Genomic DNA, 18,669 nt, shown 5'->3' with positions numbered 1-18,669 from the left:
ATTCCGAGCCGACCGGCGCTGACAACCCGCCGAAGTCCCTGCATAATGTAGAGAAACACAGGTGAGGAGGTCGGTCGGTGGCCGCGGTGACACTCAAGGACGTGGCCGAGCGGGCAGGGGTCTCGATCAAAACCGTGTCCAACGTTGTACGCGACGCTCCCCGGGTATCCGAGGCCACACGGAAGCGCGTACTGAAGGCGGTGCACGAGCTCGGCTACCGGCCGAACCCGTCGGCCCGCCGGCTGCGCACCGGGCACAGCGGCCTGATCGGCCTCGCCGTCCCGGATCTGGCCACGCCGTACTTCGCCGAACTCGCCCAGCACGTTCGGGCCGAGGCCGCACAGCTGGGCCTGACCGTCCTGATCGAGGAGACGCTGGGCGACGCGACGGAGGAACTGCGCCTGGCCACCGGCGTCGGAGCGTCACTGCTGGACGGCGTGATCCTGTCGCCCCTGCGTGTCTCGCCCGACGAACTCGCCGCCGTGGCCAACGAGTTCCCGCTGGTTCTGCTCGGCGAGCGCAGCTACGAGCGCGGCCAGGTGGGGGCCGACCACGTCCTGATCGACAACGTCGCGGCGGCGCGCGACGCCACCGCGCACCTGGTCGGCCTCGGCCGTACCCGGATCGCCGCCATCGGCGTGGACCAGCAGGCGTCGGCGACCAGTCGGCAGCGCCTGGAGGGCTTCCAGCTCGCCCTGCACGAGGCCGGGGTGACCTACGACCCCCGGCTCGCGCCCGCCATCAAGGAGTTCGACCGGCGCAACGGCCTGCTGGCGATGCGCGCCCTGGCCGCCCGGCCGGCCGGCGTACGCCCCGACGCGGTCTTCTGCTTCAGTGATCTGCTGGCCGTCGGCGCCCAACGCGCCCTGTTCGAAGCGGGGTTGCGCATCCCCGACGACGTCGCCGTGGCAAGCGTCGACGGCTCCGACGAGGCGCTCTACAGCACGCCGTCCCTCACATCCGTAGCCCCCGACAAGGCCGCCATCGCCTCACTGGCCGTGAAGTGCCTGGCGGCCCGCATCCGCTCGGACGTGCCGCTGCCGTTCGAGGTGCATACGGCTCCGCACTGGCTGCACGCCCGGGAATCCACGAACGGCGGGCGCCAACATCTTTTCCCCTGCCCCGAACCGACCTCCCCCTGCCCCGAACCGACCTCCCCCTGCTCCGAACCGGCCTTTCGCTGATCCGGGCCGAGGGAACGCCGGCCGAGGACGGCCTGTCGGCGCACCAGCGCTCAGCCGCTCCCGGTGACGGTCAGGTGCCCGGCCTGCCTAGCCAGGATCCGGACTGTTCCTTCACCCGGCGCGCGATCGGGGTGCGTGACCAGGCCGGGCGCGACCAGTGATGGACGTCCAGCTCAGTCTGCAGGGATCAGTGCCGGAACGCGTCCTTGATCTTCGAACCGGACTGCTTGGCGTTGCCCTTCACCTTGTCGCCGTGCCCTTCCGCCTGCATGCGGCGGTTACCGGTGACCCGGCCGAGCGCCTTTTTGGCGCTGCCTCGGACTGCTTCGGCCGTGTGGGCCATCTTCTTCCCGACATTCATGAGTCAGTCACTGCCTTCCTATCGATGGGCGGTGCGGTGCCCGAAGAGGTGCGGTCGGCCATGGCGCCGAGTGCCGCGGGCGGACTCGTCGTCCGCGGGCTCGTGCCTGGCAGCCACCTCATCGCGATCCCGGTCGACCGGCGCGGCCTCCCGGCGGTGCCGTGTGACCCCGTGGCGCGCGGCGTGCCTGCGGCGCACGGCGGCCATCATCAGGCTCAGCCCGAGCAGGGCGGCGGCCCCGATCACGATCCCGGAGAGAAACAGCGTTCCGGTGTAGCCGGCGCCGTTGAAGCCGAACACAGAGAAGCCACTGGTGAGCGCGTGCCCACCGTCGAGGTTGCCCAGCACGCCTACCACGCCGATGACAGCCGCAGCGGCCAGGATGATGAGGCCTATGAGCAGCATGTCGCTCTCCTTGCCTTGAGAACCCATGTGTCAAATGAACAGTTGCGGTCCACGCCCGTCTCGCCGTCGTCCGCGGTGTGCCACCCGGGCAGCAGCATCGACCCGTACTCGCCGAAGTACCCACCCGCCCAAGGCCCGTAGGCCCGGACCGGCGTCCCAATAGGAGCGCCGTTCGCCGCCGACGGGGCGGGCGTCCGGGCGGCACGCCCGTGCGCGGATGTGCCTGCCGGCTCGCGCGTGTGCCCGGCGCTCAGTGCGCCGGACGCGCGATCCACGTAGACGAGGCTGCTCCGCAGCGCGTGGGCGATCTTGTTCACGCTGGTTTCAGCGTGAGCGGTACTCCCGGCCGTGCGGAGTGCCGCTGCCAGAGGGACGAGCACGGCCGGTGCGAGTGTGACCGGGCGCCACGGTTTGGTGGTCACGAGCTTGTTTTACCCGCAATCGGGGTGTACCTCACATAAGTGGCGATTCTGGTGTCTGCCCGCGTCACCGCCGGCGGACTGCCCACGATCGGCGGGCTGGTCGGGGGCGACGATCGGTCCGGGTAGGGGGCCAGATGAGAGTGCGGTCGGCACGCGGCGGGTGGCGTGCTCGATCATCGCGAGGAGGAAGCGCAGGGAGCCCATCCGGCACCGCAGCGTCATGATGAGGCTTCTGGTCTGGTGGACGGTCCGCTTTGGGCGGGGGGCGTTCGGTGACGCCGGCGAGATGAACGCGACGGGTGTCACCTCGGCCGGGCGCGGGATGAGCTGTCTGACGGTGGGCGCGGTGGAGACGGCCCGCGCCGTACTGGTGGAAAGTCCACTTCCGCGCAATGAGTCGCCGGTGCCGGGCCAGCAGTGTGGTGGGGGTGACGGCGAATACGTGGCGCCGGCGTTCCCGCAGGACCAGCCGGAAAGGACGGCGAGCCAGATTCGGCCGGCCGGCTCGTAGCGGACAGATCATCCCGGGCGCTGTGCAGGCCGCCGCCCTGCGCGGAGAAGCTGCGGGCCAGAGACAAAATCGCAGGTCCGAGCGGGACAGGGCACATGCTCGACCGCATCGCGGTCTCCAGGGTCCCCACCCAAGCCTTCGCGCGGAGCGCTGTCGCAGCATCGACGATGGCGATCGGGTCTCCGTGTCCCCTCCGCGCGAGCGCGTACAGCAGGTCCGGGGTCAGGAGCGGGCCGAGCCCTTGAGCAAGGCGGATCAGCCTTCCGGGATCGAGGTTGAGCGCGGGCCGGAGCCGAAACCGTCCGGGGGCGCACCGAGGTTCGCGGCCGCGAGCGCGTGGCGCAGCAGCGGCGGCGCGAGCAGCCCGCACGGCTCGGGCCCGGCACGGAGCCCGGTCCCGGCGTAGTAGCGGTTGGCCGCCGACGGCGCGACCCGGACGCGGAGTTCGTTCACCCCGGGCCGCAGGGCGTCGGCGGGGATCGTGACGCGGTACGGCGCCCAGGCGCGCGCCCCCGCACGTACGCCGTTCACGGACACGATCACAGCGCCGGCGACAGCCGGGAGCGTCAGCTCCAGGGGGACCGGCGCGTCGAGCTCGATCTGCCGCACATAGTCGGCGGTACCCGCGAACGCCGGAAGGCCCTGGCGCTCCCAGCCGCACGTCACCGCGATGTCACGGCGGGTGCCCGCCTCCTCGTACGCGTCCTCGGCGACCTCGAGCAGCCAGCCGGACTCAAGCGCCTCCGGCGCCGACCATTCCGGTGTGCCGTGACCGGCCGCCGCCTCGGAGTCTTCCGTGACATCCGCCCAGCCCGAAGCGGGCTCCGCGCCCCGGTACACACGCAACAGGCGCAACGCGTTCTGCTCCAGCCGCAGCGTGACGGGGTTCTCGGCTGCTCCGAGGGCGCGCACGGTACCGTCGGCGGCCTCCCACTCCTCGATATGCCAGGGCCCGTCGGGCAGCAGGAGCTCCACTGTGCCCTCGGTCTCGGTGAAGCACGCGAAACGGAAGCCGTCGCCCGCGTCCGGGCCGCCGCGCCAGCGCACCGCCGAGCCGGCGGGGACGCGCAGAGTCGGTTCGGCCCGCCCACGCTGCGCGACGAGCCCGCGCAGGACCTCCTCCTCGGGGACCACCGCGAACACCTCCGCGGCGGGGGCGAGGTCCGCCCAGTCCTCGGCGGCGGTCTGCGGGCCCTCCTGGTAGACGGTGGGCGTCGCACCGCCGGCCAGCACCCGTACCCCCGATTCGGCCAGGCGGCGAAGTCGGCGCAGCGACGCGGCCGAGCGCAGCGTTGTCACGGCGGGCAGCACCAGCACCCGGTACCGGCGGTCCCCGAAGCACACCGCGCCCTCCTCCACAGCGGCCGTGTCGAGATCGCGTTCGTCCACGAGGTGGAAGCCCACCCGGGCTTCGGTGAGCGCGCGGGCCCACTCGCCCATCGCCGACGCCTGCTCGCCGAGCTGACCCGCGGTCCACACCGTGCGCAACGGGTACAGGACCGCCACGTCGTGCTGTGGTGACACCGGTTCGAGGAATTCGCTCAGCCGCGCGCTCTCGAGCGCGAACCGCGGGTGATGATCGGTGAACCACGGTTCGAAATTGATGCCCGGGGGGAAGTCGAAGCGCGGATTCCGCAGCGATTCGTGATCGTCTCCATGGCCGTGTGTCTGGTAGAAGCCATGGAAGATCATCTGTCGCATGCCCTGCAGATGGTGGTTGATCGCCGTGGTGCGCAGCTCCTGCAGGGTCAGCCCCCAGTGGCCGGACCACGGGGTCCCGCCTTCGGGCGGGGTGACGAAGTACTGCTCGACCATCGTCCCGCCGCGGCCGTGGTGCCGGGCGACCGAGTCGCCGAGCACGGGGCTGAGCTGCACCAGGGCATCCTGCGCGTCCACCGCGGTCAGGTCGCGGTAGCCGTCCACACCGAAGTGGTCGAGTCCGAAGTTCACGCGCAGGTCCCAGTTCGCGAACGCGGTGTCCAGAGCCCAGCCGCCGACGTGCCCGAGGACTTCATGGCCGGACTGACGCAGGCCGTGGGCGTGGCTCCAGGCGCGCAGCTTGCCGAGGAAGGTTTCCATCGCGTAGCCGCTGAAGTGCTCGTAGAACTGGGCGCGGAGGCTCAGCCGCTCCGGGTCGACCCCGTCGAGCACGGCGGCGAGCACCTGGGGGGTCCGCCCGCCCCAGCGCTCCCGGATCGAGACGGCCAGGCTCTCGTGGAACGGCATCGCCGAACGCAGGTCTCCTGTGCGCTCCGCCCAGTCGTAATACACGGCGTGCGGCTGGTCGAAGAACATGTAGGCGACGGTGGAGCCGAAGAAGTCGCCCAGGGCGTCGGCGAAGGGCTGGTAGCCGGCCTCGATGAAGCGATCGACGGCGACCGGGTCGACGGGGTTCACCAGCCGGGAGGTCGCGCAGCGGGCGGAGACGAACACGATCGCCTCCGCGCCGTCGGGCACGGGCTCGACGAGGCGGACACGGCACCTGTCGGCGGCACCGTCCACCCGGTCGACGAGTTCGGGCCGCTCGGCGGCCGCGCCCTGCTCCCCAGCCACGACGAGCGCGTACTCGAGCCGCCAGTCGGCCCAGGCGACGACGCCGCCCTCGTAGTGCCAGTCCATCGCTGCCGGGCCGAGGTTCTCCGTCGCCGAGCGGATCCCGCTGAGCGAGCCGTCGCCCGCGCCCGCGGGGATCCGTACCCAGAACAGGTGCCGTTCGCGCAGTCCGTCGTGCCCGGTCACGGCCCGGCCCGCAGCGTGACCGGTCTGCCAGTTGTAGTCGTCATAGATGCCGACGACCATGCCGAGCTCGGCGGCCGTCCCGACCGCCGCACGGCACGCGGCGAGGTAGTCGTCGTCCAGGTAATCCTCGATCGGGTACGACAACCGTGCCTGCACCTGGAAGCTCCGGATCCCGGCGTCGTACATCTGCCGCACCTGGGCACGGATGGTGTCCTTGTCGGGGAGTCGATGCCAGAACCAGTAGGCGGCGGGCGCATGCCACGGGTCCGGGTTCCGGAATCGCCGCAGCGCGGTCTCATGTGCGGACAAGGGTGTCAGCTCCTCGATCGGCGGCGAGGCCCGCGCGGGGCTCGCCGCCACGGGTCGGTCAGTGTTCCGTGCGGTCGGCGGCGTGCCTGCCGTCCGTGTCGGGAGTCGGTACCTGGAGCCCGCCCTCCCCGCGAGCGGTGTCTTCCGCGGTCACGAGCGAGTAGTCGGGCCGCGGATCCAGCCGGAGTCCGAACGTGAGGATCGCGTAGAGCGTGGCGCCGAGCGCCAAGGCGATGACGATGCCGAGCCCGCTCGACCCGAACACGCCGGTGCGGCCCTTCTCGGTGAGGAAGAATCCCGTGATCTTCCCGAAGTTCGGGTCGGAGCTGGTCACGAGGCCGAGACCGACGACGGTTCCGGTGATCAGACTCACGATCGCCGTCCAGCGCCCGTCGCGGCCGCCGTAGCCACGCGGGTTCGCCATATCGGTGTTCCAGCCCATGCGGCGCTGCCGGATGAAGTCGACGAGCTGGATGCCGCCCATGGTGCCCATCATCACGGCGATGAGCGACAGGAACGACTGGAACGTGGCGAGGAACGAGGTGGAGATGAACAGCAGATAGAAGGCGCCCGCCGCGATGATGATCGCGTTGATCGAGGTCGTCACGGAGCGGCGCAGCGGTACGCCGACCGCCATGAGCGCGAGGCCGGAGCTGTACATGCCGGTGATGGCGGCCGAAACGAGCGAGATGACGATCACGATGGAGAACGGGACGAAGAACCACATCGGCAGGAGCGTGGTGAGCGCCCCGATCGGGTCGGACGCCGCGGCGGCACCGAGCTTCGAATCCCCGCCGACGAGAAGCGCGCCGACGGCGAGGAGGATGACGACCGGCAGACTGAGCCCGGCGACCGTCCAGCTGATCACGCCGCGTGCCGGGGTATCACGCGGGAGGTAACGGGCGAAGTCGCCGCCGTAGTTGAGGAAGCCGAGGCCGACGAGGGTCATCGCCATGATGATGCCGCCGGTGAACACCAGCGGTCCGCCCGCAGGGGTGTCACCGAGGTGTGCCCACTCGATCTCGGGCACCATGAATCCGAGGAACGCGACCGTCATGATCCCGGTCACCCACGAGATCCAGACCTCGACCTTCATGATGAGCTCGTGGCCGAGGACGGAGACCGCCATCGTCACGGCGAGCACGAGCACGAACCACAGCACGATCGTGGACGTGGCGCTCGACCCGTCCGTGTCGGCGAACATCGAGGGCCACAGTTTCGCGAACAGGTTCGCACCGGTGGTCGAGGCAAGGGTGATGATCGTCACCTTCCATCCCATATTGGATAGATAGGCGAAGAACGCGGGGATTCTGTTCCCCTTCATGCCGAACGCGAAGCGCGTCTGGGCGAGGGTCGGCAGTCCCGTGCGAGGCCCGCCGACCGCGAGGATGCCGACGAGGGTGGCCGAGGTGAGGTAGCCGACGGTCCCGGCGACGATCGTCTGCCAGACGTTCAGGCCGAGGCCGAAGACGAAGATGCCGTAACTGATGCCGAGGATCGAGATGTTCCAGGCGAACCACACGGCGAACAGTCCGCGCGGCTTCCCGCGCCGTTCGGCGTCCGGAACGGGATTGACGCCGTTCGATTCGACGGTCGTGCCTCTACGACCTTGCTGAGCCTCGTTGCTCATGGAAGGGCGCCTTTCGACGTATGGCGATGGGGGAGGAGCGGGTGGTTGAGTTCGGGGAAGTCGTGAGTTCGCGTTCGAGGAGCGCGTCGACCGCGTCCGGGACCGACGCGGTTCCGTGTGCGGCGTGCGCGGTGACGGCCACCGCGGCCGCGGCGGACCCGTAAACGGTGGTGAGGCGGACCGCTAAGCGGTGGGGTGGACCGCTAATCCGCCGGTGAGAGGGGCGGCGGGCGCGTCGGTGAACGCGTCGTCGGCGCCGGGGGCGGCCGGGGCGAGGGTGAGCAGAAGACCGGCGAGGGACTGGTGCGCGCCCTCGCCTCCGCCCGCTTCCGGGCGCCCGGTGGTGCGCATCCGCTCAGCACCGTGCGGCAGGCGCGGCAGTGTGCGGCCGAGGCAGAGGTTCACCGGTCCGGCGACAAGCACTCGCCCGCTGCCCCCAGGGCCCGCGGCGGGCCGTCATGCCGTACTCTCCCCGTCGGGAAAACCATTTCCGAACCTAAGCACGCTGGCCCCTGCCGCGTCAACGGGTCGCCGAAACCGCCCTGATAGCATCGACGGGCAGGAGCCAGGGGAGATCAGGATGGGCGCGCGCATCGGCTTGAAGGACGTGGCGTCGCGCGCGGGGGTGTCGGTGCCGACGGCGAGTCGTGTGCTGTCCGGTGTTGAGCGCAATGTCGATCCGGAGCTGGCGCTGCGGGTACGGAACGCATGCGAGGAACTGGGCTACAGGGTGAACGCGGCGGCGCGGGCGCTGCGGATCCAGTCGACGGATTCGTTGGCGCTTGTCGTTCCCGCGATCGCGAACGCGTACTTCGCGGAGCTGGTGTCGGCGTATTCGCGCCGCCTGGATCTTCAGGGCAAGCGGCTGGTGACGATCGACACGGGCGAGAGCCCGGAGACCGAGCAGCGCCAGCTCGGCGCCATGGATCGTGTGCTGGTGGACGCGGTACTCGTGGTGCCCGCGGCATTCGAGCGGAGCGGCGCGGCGATCACGGAACTCGCGCGGTCCAACCGGGTCGTGCAGGTCGACCGCCGTGCGCGAGGCGTCGAAGCGCCGTCGGTACGGCTCGACAACGCGGCGGGGGTCCGCCTGCTCGCGGATCATCTGCGGGCGCGGGGCCGCCGCGGCATCCTGATGGTCGACGCCCAGGAAGACTCCTCGTCGAGCATCGAGCGCACAACCGCGTTCCGCGCGCTCGCCGGGCCGGACGACCGGGTTCTGGAAATGCCGAACTTCACCGTGGCGAGCGGCATCGAGGCGGCCAGGCTCCTGCTCGCGAACCCCGGCGCCACAGACGCGATCATCTGCACCGCCGACACTGTCGCGCTCGGCCTGCTGACGGCGCTTCAGCACGCCGGTAAGCGGGTGCCCGCCGAGTACGCGATCACGAGTTTCGACGGTACCTACATCTCCGACACCGCCGCGCCGGGGCTCACCACCCTGGGCTCGACCGCCGAGCGCATGGTCGAGGCGTCCCTCGCCTGCCTCGATGGCGGCAGCGGCGATGTCGTCCTGAAACCCGAGCTCGTGGTCCGCGGTTCCAGCGGCTGACCGCGAACCCGGTGTCGCCGGCCCGGCGATCGACGTGGCGCGTCCACTCCGCCGTTGAGGAAGAGCGTCGCCGGGGCCACGCGCCGTATACGAGAGAGTCCATTCGCCTGCCCGGCTGACGCGGAATCCACGTTTACCACGGGGGCCGAGGCGGCGTGGTATCGGATGCGGACGTTCCATCGCAGGTCAGGGCCGTGACGGTGACGGCCCTCCCCGGCGTCGCCGGAGAAGATCCGTGTTAACTCCGGGACCACCCCTTGCCAAGCGGAGATAGTACGTGTTCGGATTATCTCCATCGGCCGGACAACGCAACCGGTCCGAGTCCGCTGTTCGCCACGGGCGGCGAGGGGCCCTGTGCCCTGTCCGCTCTTCGCCATTCCCCTCGACCGCCGCCCTCAGAGGCTGGCCGCGGCATGCCCGCCGCCACCACAAGGCCGCGGTCGGTACCGCAAGCGACCTGGGAGGAAAACGTGTTCGATCTCTCTTCCGCCGATCTGCTCGACGCCTTCACCCGCGAGTTGCGACTGTGCAAGGTCCGCGAGGGCGAGCACGTGGTCGTACTGTCGGAGCCCGGCAGCCGGGGCGACTACGTGGCGGCGGCCTTCGGCGCGGCCAAAGCATGTGGTGCACACGTCATCGCGGCAACCGTTCCCGGGGGCAGCCCCGCGCCGATGCCGAGCACACACACCGGCGCGGGCCCCGGGCTGCTGTCCGTCCTCAACGACAGCGCCGCCCAGGACCTGCTGAAATCCGCGGACCTGGTCGTCGACCTGACCCGCGAGGGCTTCATCCACGCGCCGGTCCAGCAGGAGATCCGCCGGGCCGGCACCCGCATCATCTTCATCTGCGACGCGCCCGACGTGCTCATTCGCAATCTGCCCAAGGAAAACGACAAGGCGCAGGTGCAGGAGGGCGTCGACCTGCTGGAGAGGTCGTCCGTCATGCGGGTCACCTCGGCCGCCGGCACCGACCTGACCGTGCAGCTCGCGGGCGCCAAGCCGGAGTTCCAGTGCGGCTTCGCCGACGATCCGGGCCGCTGGGACCACTGGCCGAGCACCATGGTGCTGTGCTGGCCGGAGATCTCCAACGGGCAGATCGTGCTGGATGAGGGCGACATCCTGCTGCCCTTCAAGGAGTACGTCAGCCGCCCCGTCACGCTTCAGGTATCCGACGGCCATATCGAGAAGGTCTCCGGCGGAGCCCAGGCCCGGATGCTGTCGACGTTCTTCGACGACGCACAGGACCGTTGGGCACGCAGCCTGTCCCACATGGGCTGGGGCCTGATGCGTACGGCCGACTGGTTCGCCACGGCGATGTACGGCAAGGACGAGCTGATGGGCATGGACGCCCGCGCGTTCGCGGGGAACTTCCTGTGGTCGACCGGTCCCCACCCGGTCCTGGGCCGCGAGTCGTACGCCCACCTCGACATCGCCATGCGGGGCTGCACCGTCTCCGTGGACGGCACCGAGGTCGTCACCGCCGGGACGCTCACCGACCGCTGAGCGGGCGGGCCGCCGTACCGCCGCGCCGCACACAAGACCATGACGCGCCCGCACATTGGAGGAAGAGTGGCGTCCAGTCAGTCATTCGAAGTCACCGTCGTCGGGGGAGGACTCGGCGGTCTGACCGCCGCTCTGGCGCTGCGCCACCGCGGCCTGCGGGTCACCGTCCTGGAACAGGCCGCCGAACTCGGCGAGGTCGGCGCGGGCATCCAGACCGCGCCCAACGCCAGCCGCGTCCTGATGGGTCTCGGACTGCGCCGGCAGATGGAGGCCATCCGCACGGAACCGCTCGATCAGGTGCGACGCCGGTGGACGGACGGCCGGATCGTCGGCCTGACCTCGCTCGGGCAGCGCTGCAAGGACGAGTTCAACGCCCCGTACTGGCACTACCACCGGGCCGATCTGCACCGGATGCTGCTGGAGGCCTGTGCGGACCCCGCGGGCCCCGGGCCCGTCGTGGTGGTCCACACCTCCAGCAAGGTCGTCGAAATGGACCGCACCGATCCCGTGCGGCCCGTGGCGGTCACCGAGGACGGACGGCGCCACGGCGCCGATGTGATCATCGGCGCCGACGGCGTCCGATCCCGGGTGCGCGACCTCATGGGCGCCCCCGACACGCTGCTGTTCTCCGGCGAGATGGCCTACCGGGCCCTGATCCCCGGTGACCTCATCGCGGCCGACCCGGCCACCCGCTGGCTCGTGGACCGCTATCAGAGCACCATCTGGTACGGGCCCGACCGGCACCTCGTCCACTACATGATCCGCGGCGGCGACTACCTGAACGTCGTGGCGTGCGTCCCCTGCACGGACGCGGTCCGCGAGAACTGGACGCTTCCCGCCACCGCGCAGGACCTCGTCGAGGCGTTCCCCGGCTGGGACGACCGTGTCCCGGCGATGCTGTCCAAGGCGAAGGAGGACGTCCTGGCCTTCGCCCTCTACTACCGGCGCCGCGACCCCGTATGGCTGGACGGCCGCGTCGCCCTCCTGGGCGACGCCTGCCACGCGATGCTCCCGTATCAGGCGCAGGGCGCCTCGCAGGCCATGGAGGACGCGGCCGTACTCGCCGAGGAACTGGGTGCTGTCACCGCCTCCGGCATAGAAGGGGCGCTGCGCCGCTACGTCGACCGGCGTGCCAAGCACGCGGGGATGGTCCAGGACGCGTCGCTCGCGAACAAGACCTTCTACCACCTGGCCGACGGCCCGGAGCAGCGGGCCAGGGACGAGAAGCTCACGAACTTCGACGGCGAGTCGGACGTGTCGTACGACTGGCTGTGGAGCGGAACCCCGCTCAACGACCCGGATCTGGGGGCGTTCTCCTACCAGTTCGCCCGCTGAGCCCACTGTCAGTGGCGAGAGCCCTCGCGCACTGACGACCCGCACGCCCGAGCCGTGCGTACCACACCGGCAATGGCGCGGCATGCACCCGATACGCGACCACCGTGGAGCGAACATGAAAACCGGTGATCAGATCGTTCAGGAACTTCCCTGGAGATGGGGCGTCCAGGGACGCATTTTCATCATCGGAGGTCTCGGCTACCTCTTCGACGCCTACGACATCGCCCTGAACGGTTTCCTCATGCCGCTCCTGGGTTCGCACTTCGACCTCTCGCTCGGCGGGCGCGGGCTCGTGGTGACCGCCAACCTCGTCGGCATGGCCGTGGGGGCCATCGCCTGGGGCGCGGTCGCGGACCGCATCGGACGCACGAAGGCGTTCAGCGTCACACTGCTGATCTTCGCCCTGTTCTCGGTGCTGGGCGCCCTATCGCCCACGTACCCCCTCTTCCTGGCCCTGCGTTTCCTCGCGGGTGTGGGACTCGGCGGCTGCATCCCCGTCGACTACGCCCTGGTCGGTGAGTTCTCGCCGCGGGCGTACCGCGGCCGGGTGCTCACCGCGCTCGACCTGTGGTGGCCGGTGGGTGTGACGCTGTGCGGTCTCGTCTCGACGGTGATGGTCCCCCTCGACGGCAACTGGCGCTGGATGCTGGCGACCATGGTGCTGCCCGCGCTCCTGTTGTTCTGGGTGCGCCGGGGCATCCCCGAGTCACCGGTCTACCTGACGAAGAAGGGACGCGAGGCCGAGGCCAGGGCCGTCATCGACGACCTCGTCGCCCGTACCGGCGCTCCAGTCGAGCCGTACGTCATCCCGGAGCCCGTCGCCGGTACCGGCCGACGCGGTGTGACCGCCGCCGTGGAGCAGCTGCGCGACATATGGGCGCACAGCCCGCGCATCACCTCCGTGGCCTGGTCGCTGTTCGCCACCGTGATGCTCGTGTACTACGCGGCTCTCAGCTGGATGCCCTCCATCCTCAAGGAGGAGGGCCTGGGGGACACCGCCAGCTTCATGAACACCACCGTGATGAGCGGCGTCGGCATCCTCGGTGTCCTCGTCTCCACCGCCCTGGTGGACGTGGTCGGCCGCAAGTGGCTCATCGGGGTCTCGGCTCCGGTCGCTGCCCTCGCGCTGGTGGTGTTCGCGCTGGTGATGAGGGCGCCGGCCGGGTCCGTCGTGGCGATCGCCGTGTTCGGCTTCGTGATGCAGCTCGCCATCCCCGCCATGTACGCCTACGTCTCCGAGCTGTACCCCACGCCTCTGCGGGCCAGCGGCTTCGGCTGGGCCTCCTCGGTCAGCCGGGCACTCACCGGGTTCGCGCCGCTGCTGTTCGGGTCGGTGATGTGGCCGGCCCTCGGGCTCGCCGTGACGTTCGCCGTGCTCGGAGTCGCGGTGCTGGCCGCCGTTGTGTGGATGGCCATCGCGGCGCCGGAGACGAAGGGCCGGGCCCTGGACGGGGACACCGCGGACGTCCGGGCTCAGGAACCTCGCGCGGTCCGCGAACAGACGGTGGTCTAGGCCGCCGGAACACGCACGGAACCGCACATGAGGCGACCCCACGCAAGAGAGGACAGGAAACCCATGAAGCCCGCGCCCTTTCAGTATCACCGGGCCCGTGACGTAGCCGGCGCCGTCCGGCTGCTGGCCGAGCTGGGTGACGACGCCAAGGCCATCGCGGGCGGACAGAGCCTGGTCGGGATGATGAACTTCCGGTTGGCCCGTCCGCACCACCTCGTCGACATCGGCGGCCTCCGGGAACTCGACCGCATGCACCGCGATGCCGCCGGGGCGCTGCGGATCGGGGCGCTCACCACCCACCACACCGTGGAGAGAGACCCGGCGGGCACACTCGCGCAGGGCTTCGAGGTGATGCGCCGGGCCATGGCCTGGATCGGGCATCTGCCGATCCGTACCCGCGGCACGGTCGGGGGCAGCATGGCACACGCGGACGCCACCGCCGAATGGTGTCTGCTCGCGGTGCTCCTGGACGCCGAGTTCGTCGTCCACGGTCCCCTGGGCGAACGCTCGATCGCGGCCGGGGACTTCTTCCTCGGCTACTACACGACCGCCCTCGCCCCGGACGAACTCCTGGTGGAGATTGTCTTCCCACGGACGGCGCCGCACGCGGCGCTCACCGAGTTCGCCGAGCGACGTGGCGACTTCGCGATCGTGGCGGCGGCCGTGGACCTCGATGTCGTGGACGGCGCCGTACGCGGTGGCCGGGTGGCGCTCGGTGGTGTGGCGGCGGCGGCCATCCGCGTTCCGGAGGCGGAGGCGGTGCTGACCGGCGGCGGTTCCTTCGACGCCTGCGCGTCCGCCGCGGCGGCGGCCGCCGACCCCGCGGGCGACGCGGCCTGCGGTTCGCACTACCGCAAGGAACTGGTCCGGACCCTGGTCCGGCGCGCCTGTGAGGAGGCGATGTCCCGATGACACGTCAGGAAAGAGGGCGGCCGCTGGTGGGGCGGTCGGTCCCGCGCCGGGAGGACCGGCGGCTGGTGTCCGGGCGCGGCCGGTTCGTGGACGACATCGCCCTGCCCGGCATGCTGCACGCGCAGTTCGTGCGCAGCACGGTCGCGCACGGCGAGATCATGTCCATGGACCTGTCGGCGGTACGCCGCGTCCCCGGCGTCGTGGCGGCGTTCGCCGCGGACGACCTGGCCATCGCAGACATCACGGCTCAGTTGGGACGTCCCCGGTCGCAGTTCGTGCCGACCGCCATGCCGGTCCTCGCCCGCGACAAGGTCCGCTACGTCGGGGAGCCCCTCGCGATCGTCGTGGGCCTCGACGCCTACGCCGCGGAGGACGGCCTGGAGGCGGCGCATGTGGAGTACGCCCCGCTGCCACCTGTCCTCGGCGAGGAGACGGCGCTCGCCGACGACGCGGTGCTCGTCCACGACGAGGCCGCCCGCAACACCCTCGTGGACGTCTCGCTCTTCGCGACCGACGGGATCGACGACATCTTCGACGCGGCGCACCGCGTCGTCGAGGTGGACGTCACGACCGGCCGTCAGAACGCGCTGCCGCTGGAGACCCGCGGCGCCGTGGCGCACTGGGACGACCGCGAGGAGCAACTTCTCCTCCAGACCTGCACCCAGGTCCCGCACCAGGTGAGAACGGTCGCCTCACGCTGCCTGCGTCTCGACGAGCGAGCCGTGCGGGTCGTGGTCCCCGACATGGGCGGCGGCTTCGGCCAGAAGTGCGTGGTCGGACGCGAGGAGATCGCGGCCGCCGCGGCCGCGCTGCGACTCGGACGGCCGGTGAAATGGATCGAGGACCGCAAGGACGCCCTGTCCGCGTCCTTTCTCGCCCGCGAGCAGCACTACCGGGCGCGCGCCGCCTTCGACACCGACGGCCGGATCCTCGCTCTCGACGCGGACGTGGTGTGCGACATGGGCGCCTACTCCTGCTATCCGTTCACCGCGGGCATCGAGCCGCTGATGGCGTCCGCCGAGATGCCCGGGGTGTACAAGGTGCCCGCCTACCGGGTCCGCGGCCGGGCCATCACCACCAACAAGGCGCCGACCGCACCGTACCGGGGTGTGAGCCGCCCGCAGTACGTGATGGTCGTCGAGCGGCTCTTCGAGCGCGCCGCCCGCGAACTCGGCCTGGACCCGGTGGAGATCCGCCGCCGCAATGTCATCACCGACTTCCCCTACACGGGCGTCAACGACATCACCTACGACCCCGGCTCGTACCTGGAGTCCCTGAACCTGTGCGAGCGGGTCGTCAGGGACGAGGGATGGTACGACACGCGGACCGCGGCGGCGGCCGAAGGACGGCACATCGGCATCGGCTACGCCTGCTTCAGCGAGCGCACCGGATACGGCTCCTCGGCCTTCGCACAGCGCAAGATGCAGGTGGTGCCGGGCTTCGACATCTCCGAAGTACGGATGGACACCAGCGGCGCGGTGACGGTCACCACCGGCACGATGAGCCATGGGCAGAGCCACGAGACGACAATGGCGCAGATCGTCGCCGACGCGCTCGGCCTCGACATCGCCCGGGTCAGGCTCCACCAGGGCGACACCGACCGTGTCACCTACGGCTGGGGCACCTTCGCGAGCCGGTCCATCACCGTCGGAGGCAGTGCGGTGCGCCTGGCCGCCGAGCGACTCGGCGACAAGCTGCGCGCCATCGCCGCCGCCCTGTGGGACACCGAGCCGGAGCAGGTGGAGCTGGCGGGCGGCCAGGTGCGCCGCCGAGGCGGCGACGGTGCCCATGACGTGCTCACCCACCAGGAGATCGCCGACGTCGCCTACCTCCGGGCGGATCTGCTGCCCAAGGACATCGAACCGGGGCTGACCGCGACCGCCACCTTCGACGTCTTCAACGACGGCACGTTCTCCAACGCCACCCACGGTGTGGTCGTCGAGCTTCACCAGGGCACCGGGCAGGTGGAGATCCTGCGATACGTGTGCGTCGAGGACTGCGGCGTCGCGATCCACCCACAGGTCGTGGAGGGACAGTGCCGGGGCGGGATCGCGCAGGGCATCGCCGGTGCCCTGTACGAGGAGGTGACCTATGACGCGGTCGGCGAGCCGTCGGCGACGAGCTTCATGGACTACAAGGTGCCCACGGCCCAAGAGATCCCCGAAGTGTCGATCCACCACCTTGAAACCCCTTGCGCGTTCACCGCCACGGGAGCGAAGGGCGCCGGCGAGGGCGGCACCATCGGGGCGCCTGCCGCCGTCCTCAACGCCGTCAACGACGCCCTGCGCCCCACCGGCACCGAACTCGACCACACTCCCATCACGCCACAGACCGTGCACCGCGCCCTGAACCCGGAGCCCGCCCCATGACCGATGACCCCCTCATGACGCCGCGGGAGCCACAGCTCATCGCGTTGCATGTCAACGGCGAGCAGCACGAGGTGATCACCGAAGCCCGCCGCACCCTCGTCGATGTGCTCCGCCACGAGCTGCGCCTGACCGGAACCCACGTCGGGTGCGAGCACGGCATCTGCGGCGCCTGCACCGTACTCGTCGACGACCGGCCCGTACGTGCCTGCCTGATGTTCGCGGCACAGGCCGAAGGCGCCCGCATCCGTACGGTGGAATCCCTGGCCGACGGCAACCGGCTGAGCGATCTCCAGCGGGCGTTCAGCGAGCACCACGCCTTGCAGTGCGGTTTCTGCACACCGGGGTTCCTCATGCTCGCCGAGGGCTTCCTCGCCGAGCGGCCCGGGGCGACCAAGGAGGAGATCCGGGAGGTCGTCGCCGCCAACATGTGCCGGTGCACCGGCTACCAGACCATCGTCGAGGCAATCGACGCCTGTGCGACGGCCCGCCGCCGGGCCTGCGCACAGGCGTGCCCCAGCAAGGAGGACTGACCTGTGCAGCTGACCAACTCCATTCCGGTCAAAGCCTCACCCGATGACGTCTTCACCTTGATGAACGACGTCGAACGGGTCGCCTCGTGCATGCCGGGCGCCGCGCTCGAAGGGCAGGACGGGGACACCTGGAAGGGCAGCGTAAAGGTCAAAGTGGGGCCGATCACGGCCTCGTACGCCGGCACGGTCCGCTTCCTGGAAGTCGACTCCGAGCACCGCCGGCTGCGCGTCCACGCCCGCGGCGCCGACACACACGGAAGCGGCGACGCGGAGGCCGAAGTCGTCCTCGATGTGCTGGGCGCACCCGAGGGCGCGCTGCTCCAGCTCGCCACGGATCTGGTGATCCGGGGCAAGATCGCTCAGTTCGGCAAGGGGGCGATCGGCGCCGTGTCGGAGCGAATCCTGCGGCAGTTCGCGCAGAACCTGGCAGGTCTGCTCGATCAGGACCATGCCGCCGGGCAACCCGGACCGCTGTCCGCGGTGCCCGCTGCCCCTTCAGCCACCGCTCCCGCCGCCGCACACCCCGCCCGCACGCCGGCCGCTCCCGCTCGGCAGCCCGAACTCGACGGCCTGTCCATGGTGTTCGGCCCCGCCGCCGCCAAGTACGGGATGCTCGGCGGGGCGTTCGCGCTCGGTCTCGTCCAGGGCTGGCTCGTCGGCCGGATGCGCGCCCAGTCACGCGAACTGCGCGTCCTGCGGAGGTCGTTGTGAGCGAGGCGCCGTACGGACTGGACACGGAACGCACCTACGACCGGGCGGGCTTCGGCGCGCCTGTCCGGCGCGGCGACCGGCCGGCGATCGTCGTGGTCGATCTGACGCGCGGGTTCACCGAGGACCGGTTCCCGTCGGGGGCCGATCTGACCGAGGTGGTCGGTGCGACGTCCGCGCTGATCGAGGCAGGCCGTCCCGCCGGAGTGCCGGTCGTGTTCACGACCATTGCCTACACCTCGGCCGAGGCGGCCGGAGACGCGGTGACCTGGCTGCACAAGGCGCGGGGCATGCGAGCCCTGGTCGAGGACAGTGAGGAAGTCACCGTCGATCCACGGCTGCCGCGTGGATCACGGGACCACATGATCGTCAAGAAGGGCGCTTCCGCGTTCTTCGGCACGGCGCTGGCCTCCTTGCTGACCGGGCTCGGCCGCGACACCGTGCTCGTCTGCGGCGCGACGACCAGCGGCTGCGTGCGGGCCACCGCGGTCGACGCCGTGCAGTCCGGGCTCTCGGTGCTGGTGCCGCGTGAATGCGTCGGCGACCGCGCGGCGGGTCCTCATGAGGCCAACTTGTTCGACATCCAGGCCAAGTACGGCGACGTGATCGACCTCGAGGAGGCCATCGCCTACCTCTCGGCGCTCCCGGTCGTGGCGCCATGACCTTGCCCTGCCCGCACCACCCGCC

Annotated in this window: 15 protein-coding genes; 10 read left to right on the top strand and 5 right to left on the bottom strand. The window is 70.5% G+C overall.

All coding sequences use genetic code 11. The features are described 5' to 3' along the window. The first annotated feature begins 77 nt into the window (after positions 1 to 77). On the top strand, positions 78 to 1,184 hold the full coding sequence (locus AS97_RS01555; protein WP_210564201.1) for a LacI family DNA-binding transcriptional regulator: 1,107 nt from the start codon (positions 78 to 80) through the stop codon (positions 1,182 to 1,184). Positions 1,185 to 1,371: 187 nt separating this feature from the next. Here the strand turns inward: AS97_RS01555 and AS97_RS01550 are convergent, their stop codons facing one another. The 5 genes from AS97_RS01550 to AS97_RS01530 form a co-directional block, all read right to left on the bottom strand. Then, positions 1,372 to 1,545 (bottom strand): CsbD family protein, encoded by a 174-nt coding sequence (locus AS97_RS01550; RefSeq protein WP_079059351.1) that lies wholly within the window; start codon positions 1,543 to 1,545, stop codon positions 1,372 to 1,374. An 18-nt stretch (positions 1,546 to 1,563) separates the two neighbouring features. Beyond that, complete coding sequence (locus tag AS97_RS01545) at positions 1,564 to 1,950, bottom strand: hypothetical protein (protein WP_059144013.1); 387 nt, start codon at positions 1,948 to 1,950, stop codon at positions 1,564 to 1,566. Between the two features lie 1,188 nt (positions 1,951 to 3,138). After that, on the bottom strand, positions 3,139 to 5,931 hold the full coding sequence (locus tag AS97_RS01540; RefSeq protein WP_210564200.1) for a hypothetical protein: 2,793 nt from the start codon (positions 5,929 to 5,931) through the stop codon (positions 3,139 to 3,141). Positions 5,932 to 5,989: 58 nt separating this feature from the next. Continuing rightward, positions 5,990 to 7,561 carry a cytosine permease gene (locus tag AS97_RS01535; RefSeq protein WP_086706097.1) on the bottom strand — a complete coding sequence of 524 codons (1,572 nt, stop codon included), beginning with the start codon at positions 7,559 to 7,561 and terminating at the stop codon, positions 5,990 to 5,992. 183 nt (positions 7,562 to 7,744) lie between these two features. After that, a complete protein-coding gene (locus tag AS97_RS01530) occupies positions 7,745 to 7,912 on the bottom strand; it encodes a hypothetical protein (protein ID WP_156107464.1) in 168 nt (55 codons plus the stop codon). Between the two features lie 229 nt (positions 7,913 to 8,141). On the opposite strand from AS97_RS01530, the gene AS97_RS01525 reads away from it, so the two are divergent. The 9 genes from AS97_RS01525 (at position 8,142) to AS97_RS01485 (ending at position 18,644) form a co-directional block, all read left to right on the top strand. Beyond that, a complete protein-coding gene (locus AS97_RS01525) occupies positions 8,142 to 9,113 on the top strand; it encodes a LacI family DNA-binding transcriptional regulator (RefSeq protein WP_059144016.1) in 972 nt (323 codons plus the stop codon). A gap of 470 nt (positions 9,114 to 9,583) precedes the next feature. Next, positions 9,584 to 10,615, top strand: a complete 1,032-nt coding sequence (locus AS97_RS01520) for a hypothetical protein (protein ID WP_210564199.1) — start codon at positions 9,584 to 9,586, stop codon at positions 10,613 to 10,615. Positions 10,616 to 10,681: 66 nt separating this feature from the next. Further along, on the top strand, positions 10,682 to 11,950 hold the full coding sequence (locus AS97_RS01515; protein ID WP_086706096.1) for an FAD-dependent monooxygenase: 1,269 nt from the start codon (positions 10,682 to 10,684) through the stop codon (positions 11,948 to 11,950). Positions 11,951 to 12,065: 115 nt separating this feature from the next. Next, complete coding sequence (locus AS97_RS01510; RefSeq protein ID WP_210564198.1) at positions 12,066 to 13,463, top strand: MFS transporter; 1,398 nt, start codon at positions 12,066 to 12,068, stop codon at positions 13,461 to 13,463. A gap of 63 nt (positions 13,464 to 13,526) precedes the next feature. Further along, the gene (locus AS97_RS01505) at positions 13,527 to 14,375 is read left to right on the top strand and encodes an FAD binding domain-containing protein (RefSeq protein WP_059144020.1); all 849 of its coding nucleotides are present in this window, start codon (positions 13,527 to 13,529) and stop codon (positions 14,373 to 14,375) included. Next, positions 14,372 to 16,744 (top strand): xanthine dehydrogenase family protein molybdopterin-binding subunit, encoded by a 2,373-nt coding sequence (locus AS97_RS01500; RefSeq protein WP_210564197.1) that lies wholly within the window; start codon positions 14,372 to 14,374, stop codon positions 16,742 to 16,744. The genes AS97_RS01505 and AS97_RS01500 overlap by 4 nt, the downstream gene beginning before the upstream one ends. Beyond that, positions 16,741 to 17,274 carry a (2Fe-2S)-binding protein gene (locus tag AS97_RS01495; RefSeq protein ID WP_185929964.1) on the top strand — a complete coding sequence of 178 codons (534 nt, stop codon included), beginning with the start codon at positions 16,741 to 16,743 and terminating at the stop codon, positions 17,272 to 17,274. The genes AS97_RS01500 and AS97_RS01495 overlap by 4 nt, the downstream gene beginning before the upstream one ends. Before the next feature lie 3 nt (positions 17,275 to 17,277). Further along, positions 17,278 to 17,985: an SRPBCC family protein gene (locus tag AS97_RS01490; protein WP_086706092.1), complete on the top strand. Its 708-nt coding sequence runs from the start codon at positions 17,278 to 17,280 to the stop codon at positions 17,983 to 17,985. Then, complete coding sequence (locus AS97_RS01485; RefSeq protein ID WP_210564196.1) at positions 17,982 to 18,644, top strand: isochorismatase family protein; 663 nt, start codon at positions 17,982 to 17,984, stop codon at positions 18,642 to 18,644. The genes AS97_RS01490 and AS97_RS01485 overlap by 4 nt, the downstream gene beginning before the upstream one ends. Positions 18,645 to 18,669 lie beyond the last annotated feature (25 nt).

Source organism: Streptomyces sp. AgN23 (assembly GCF_001598115.1).
GTDB lineage: Bacteria > Actinomycetota > Actinomycetes > Streptomycetales > Streptomycetaceae > Streptomyces > Streptomyces antimycoticus.
Note: the sequence above shows the minus strand (reverse complement) of the source record. Positions and strands in the feature narration are given on the sequence as shown.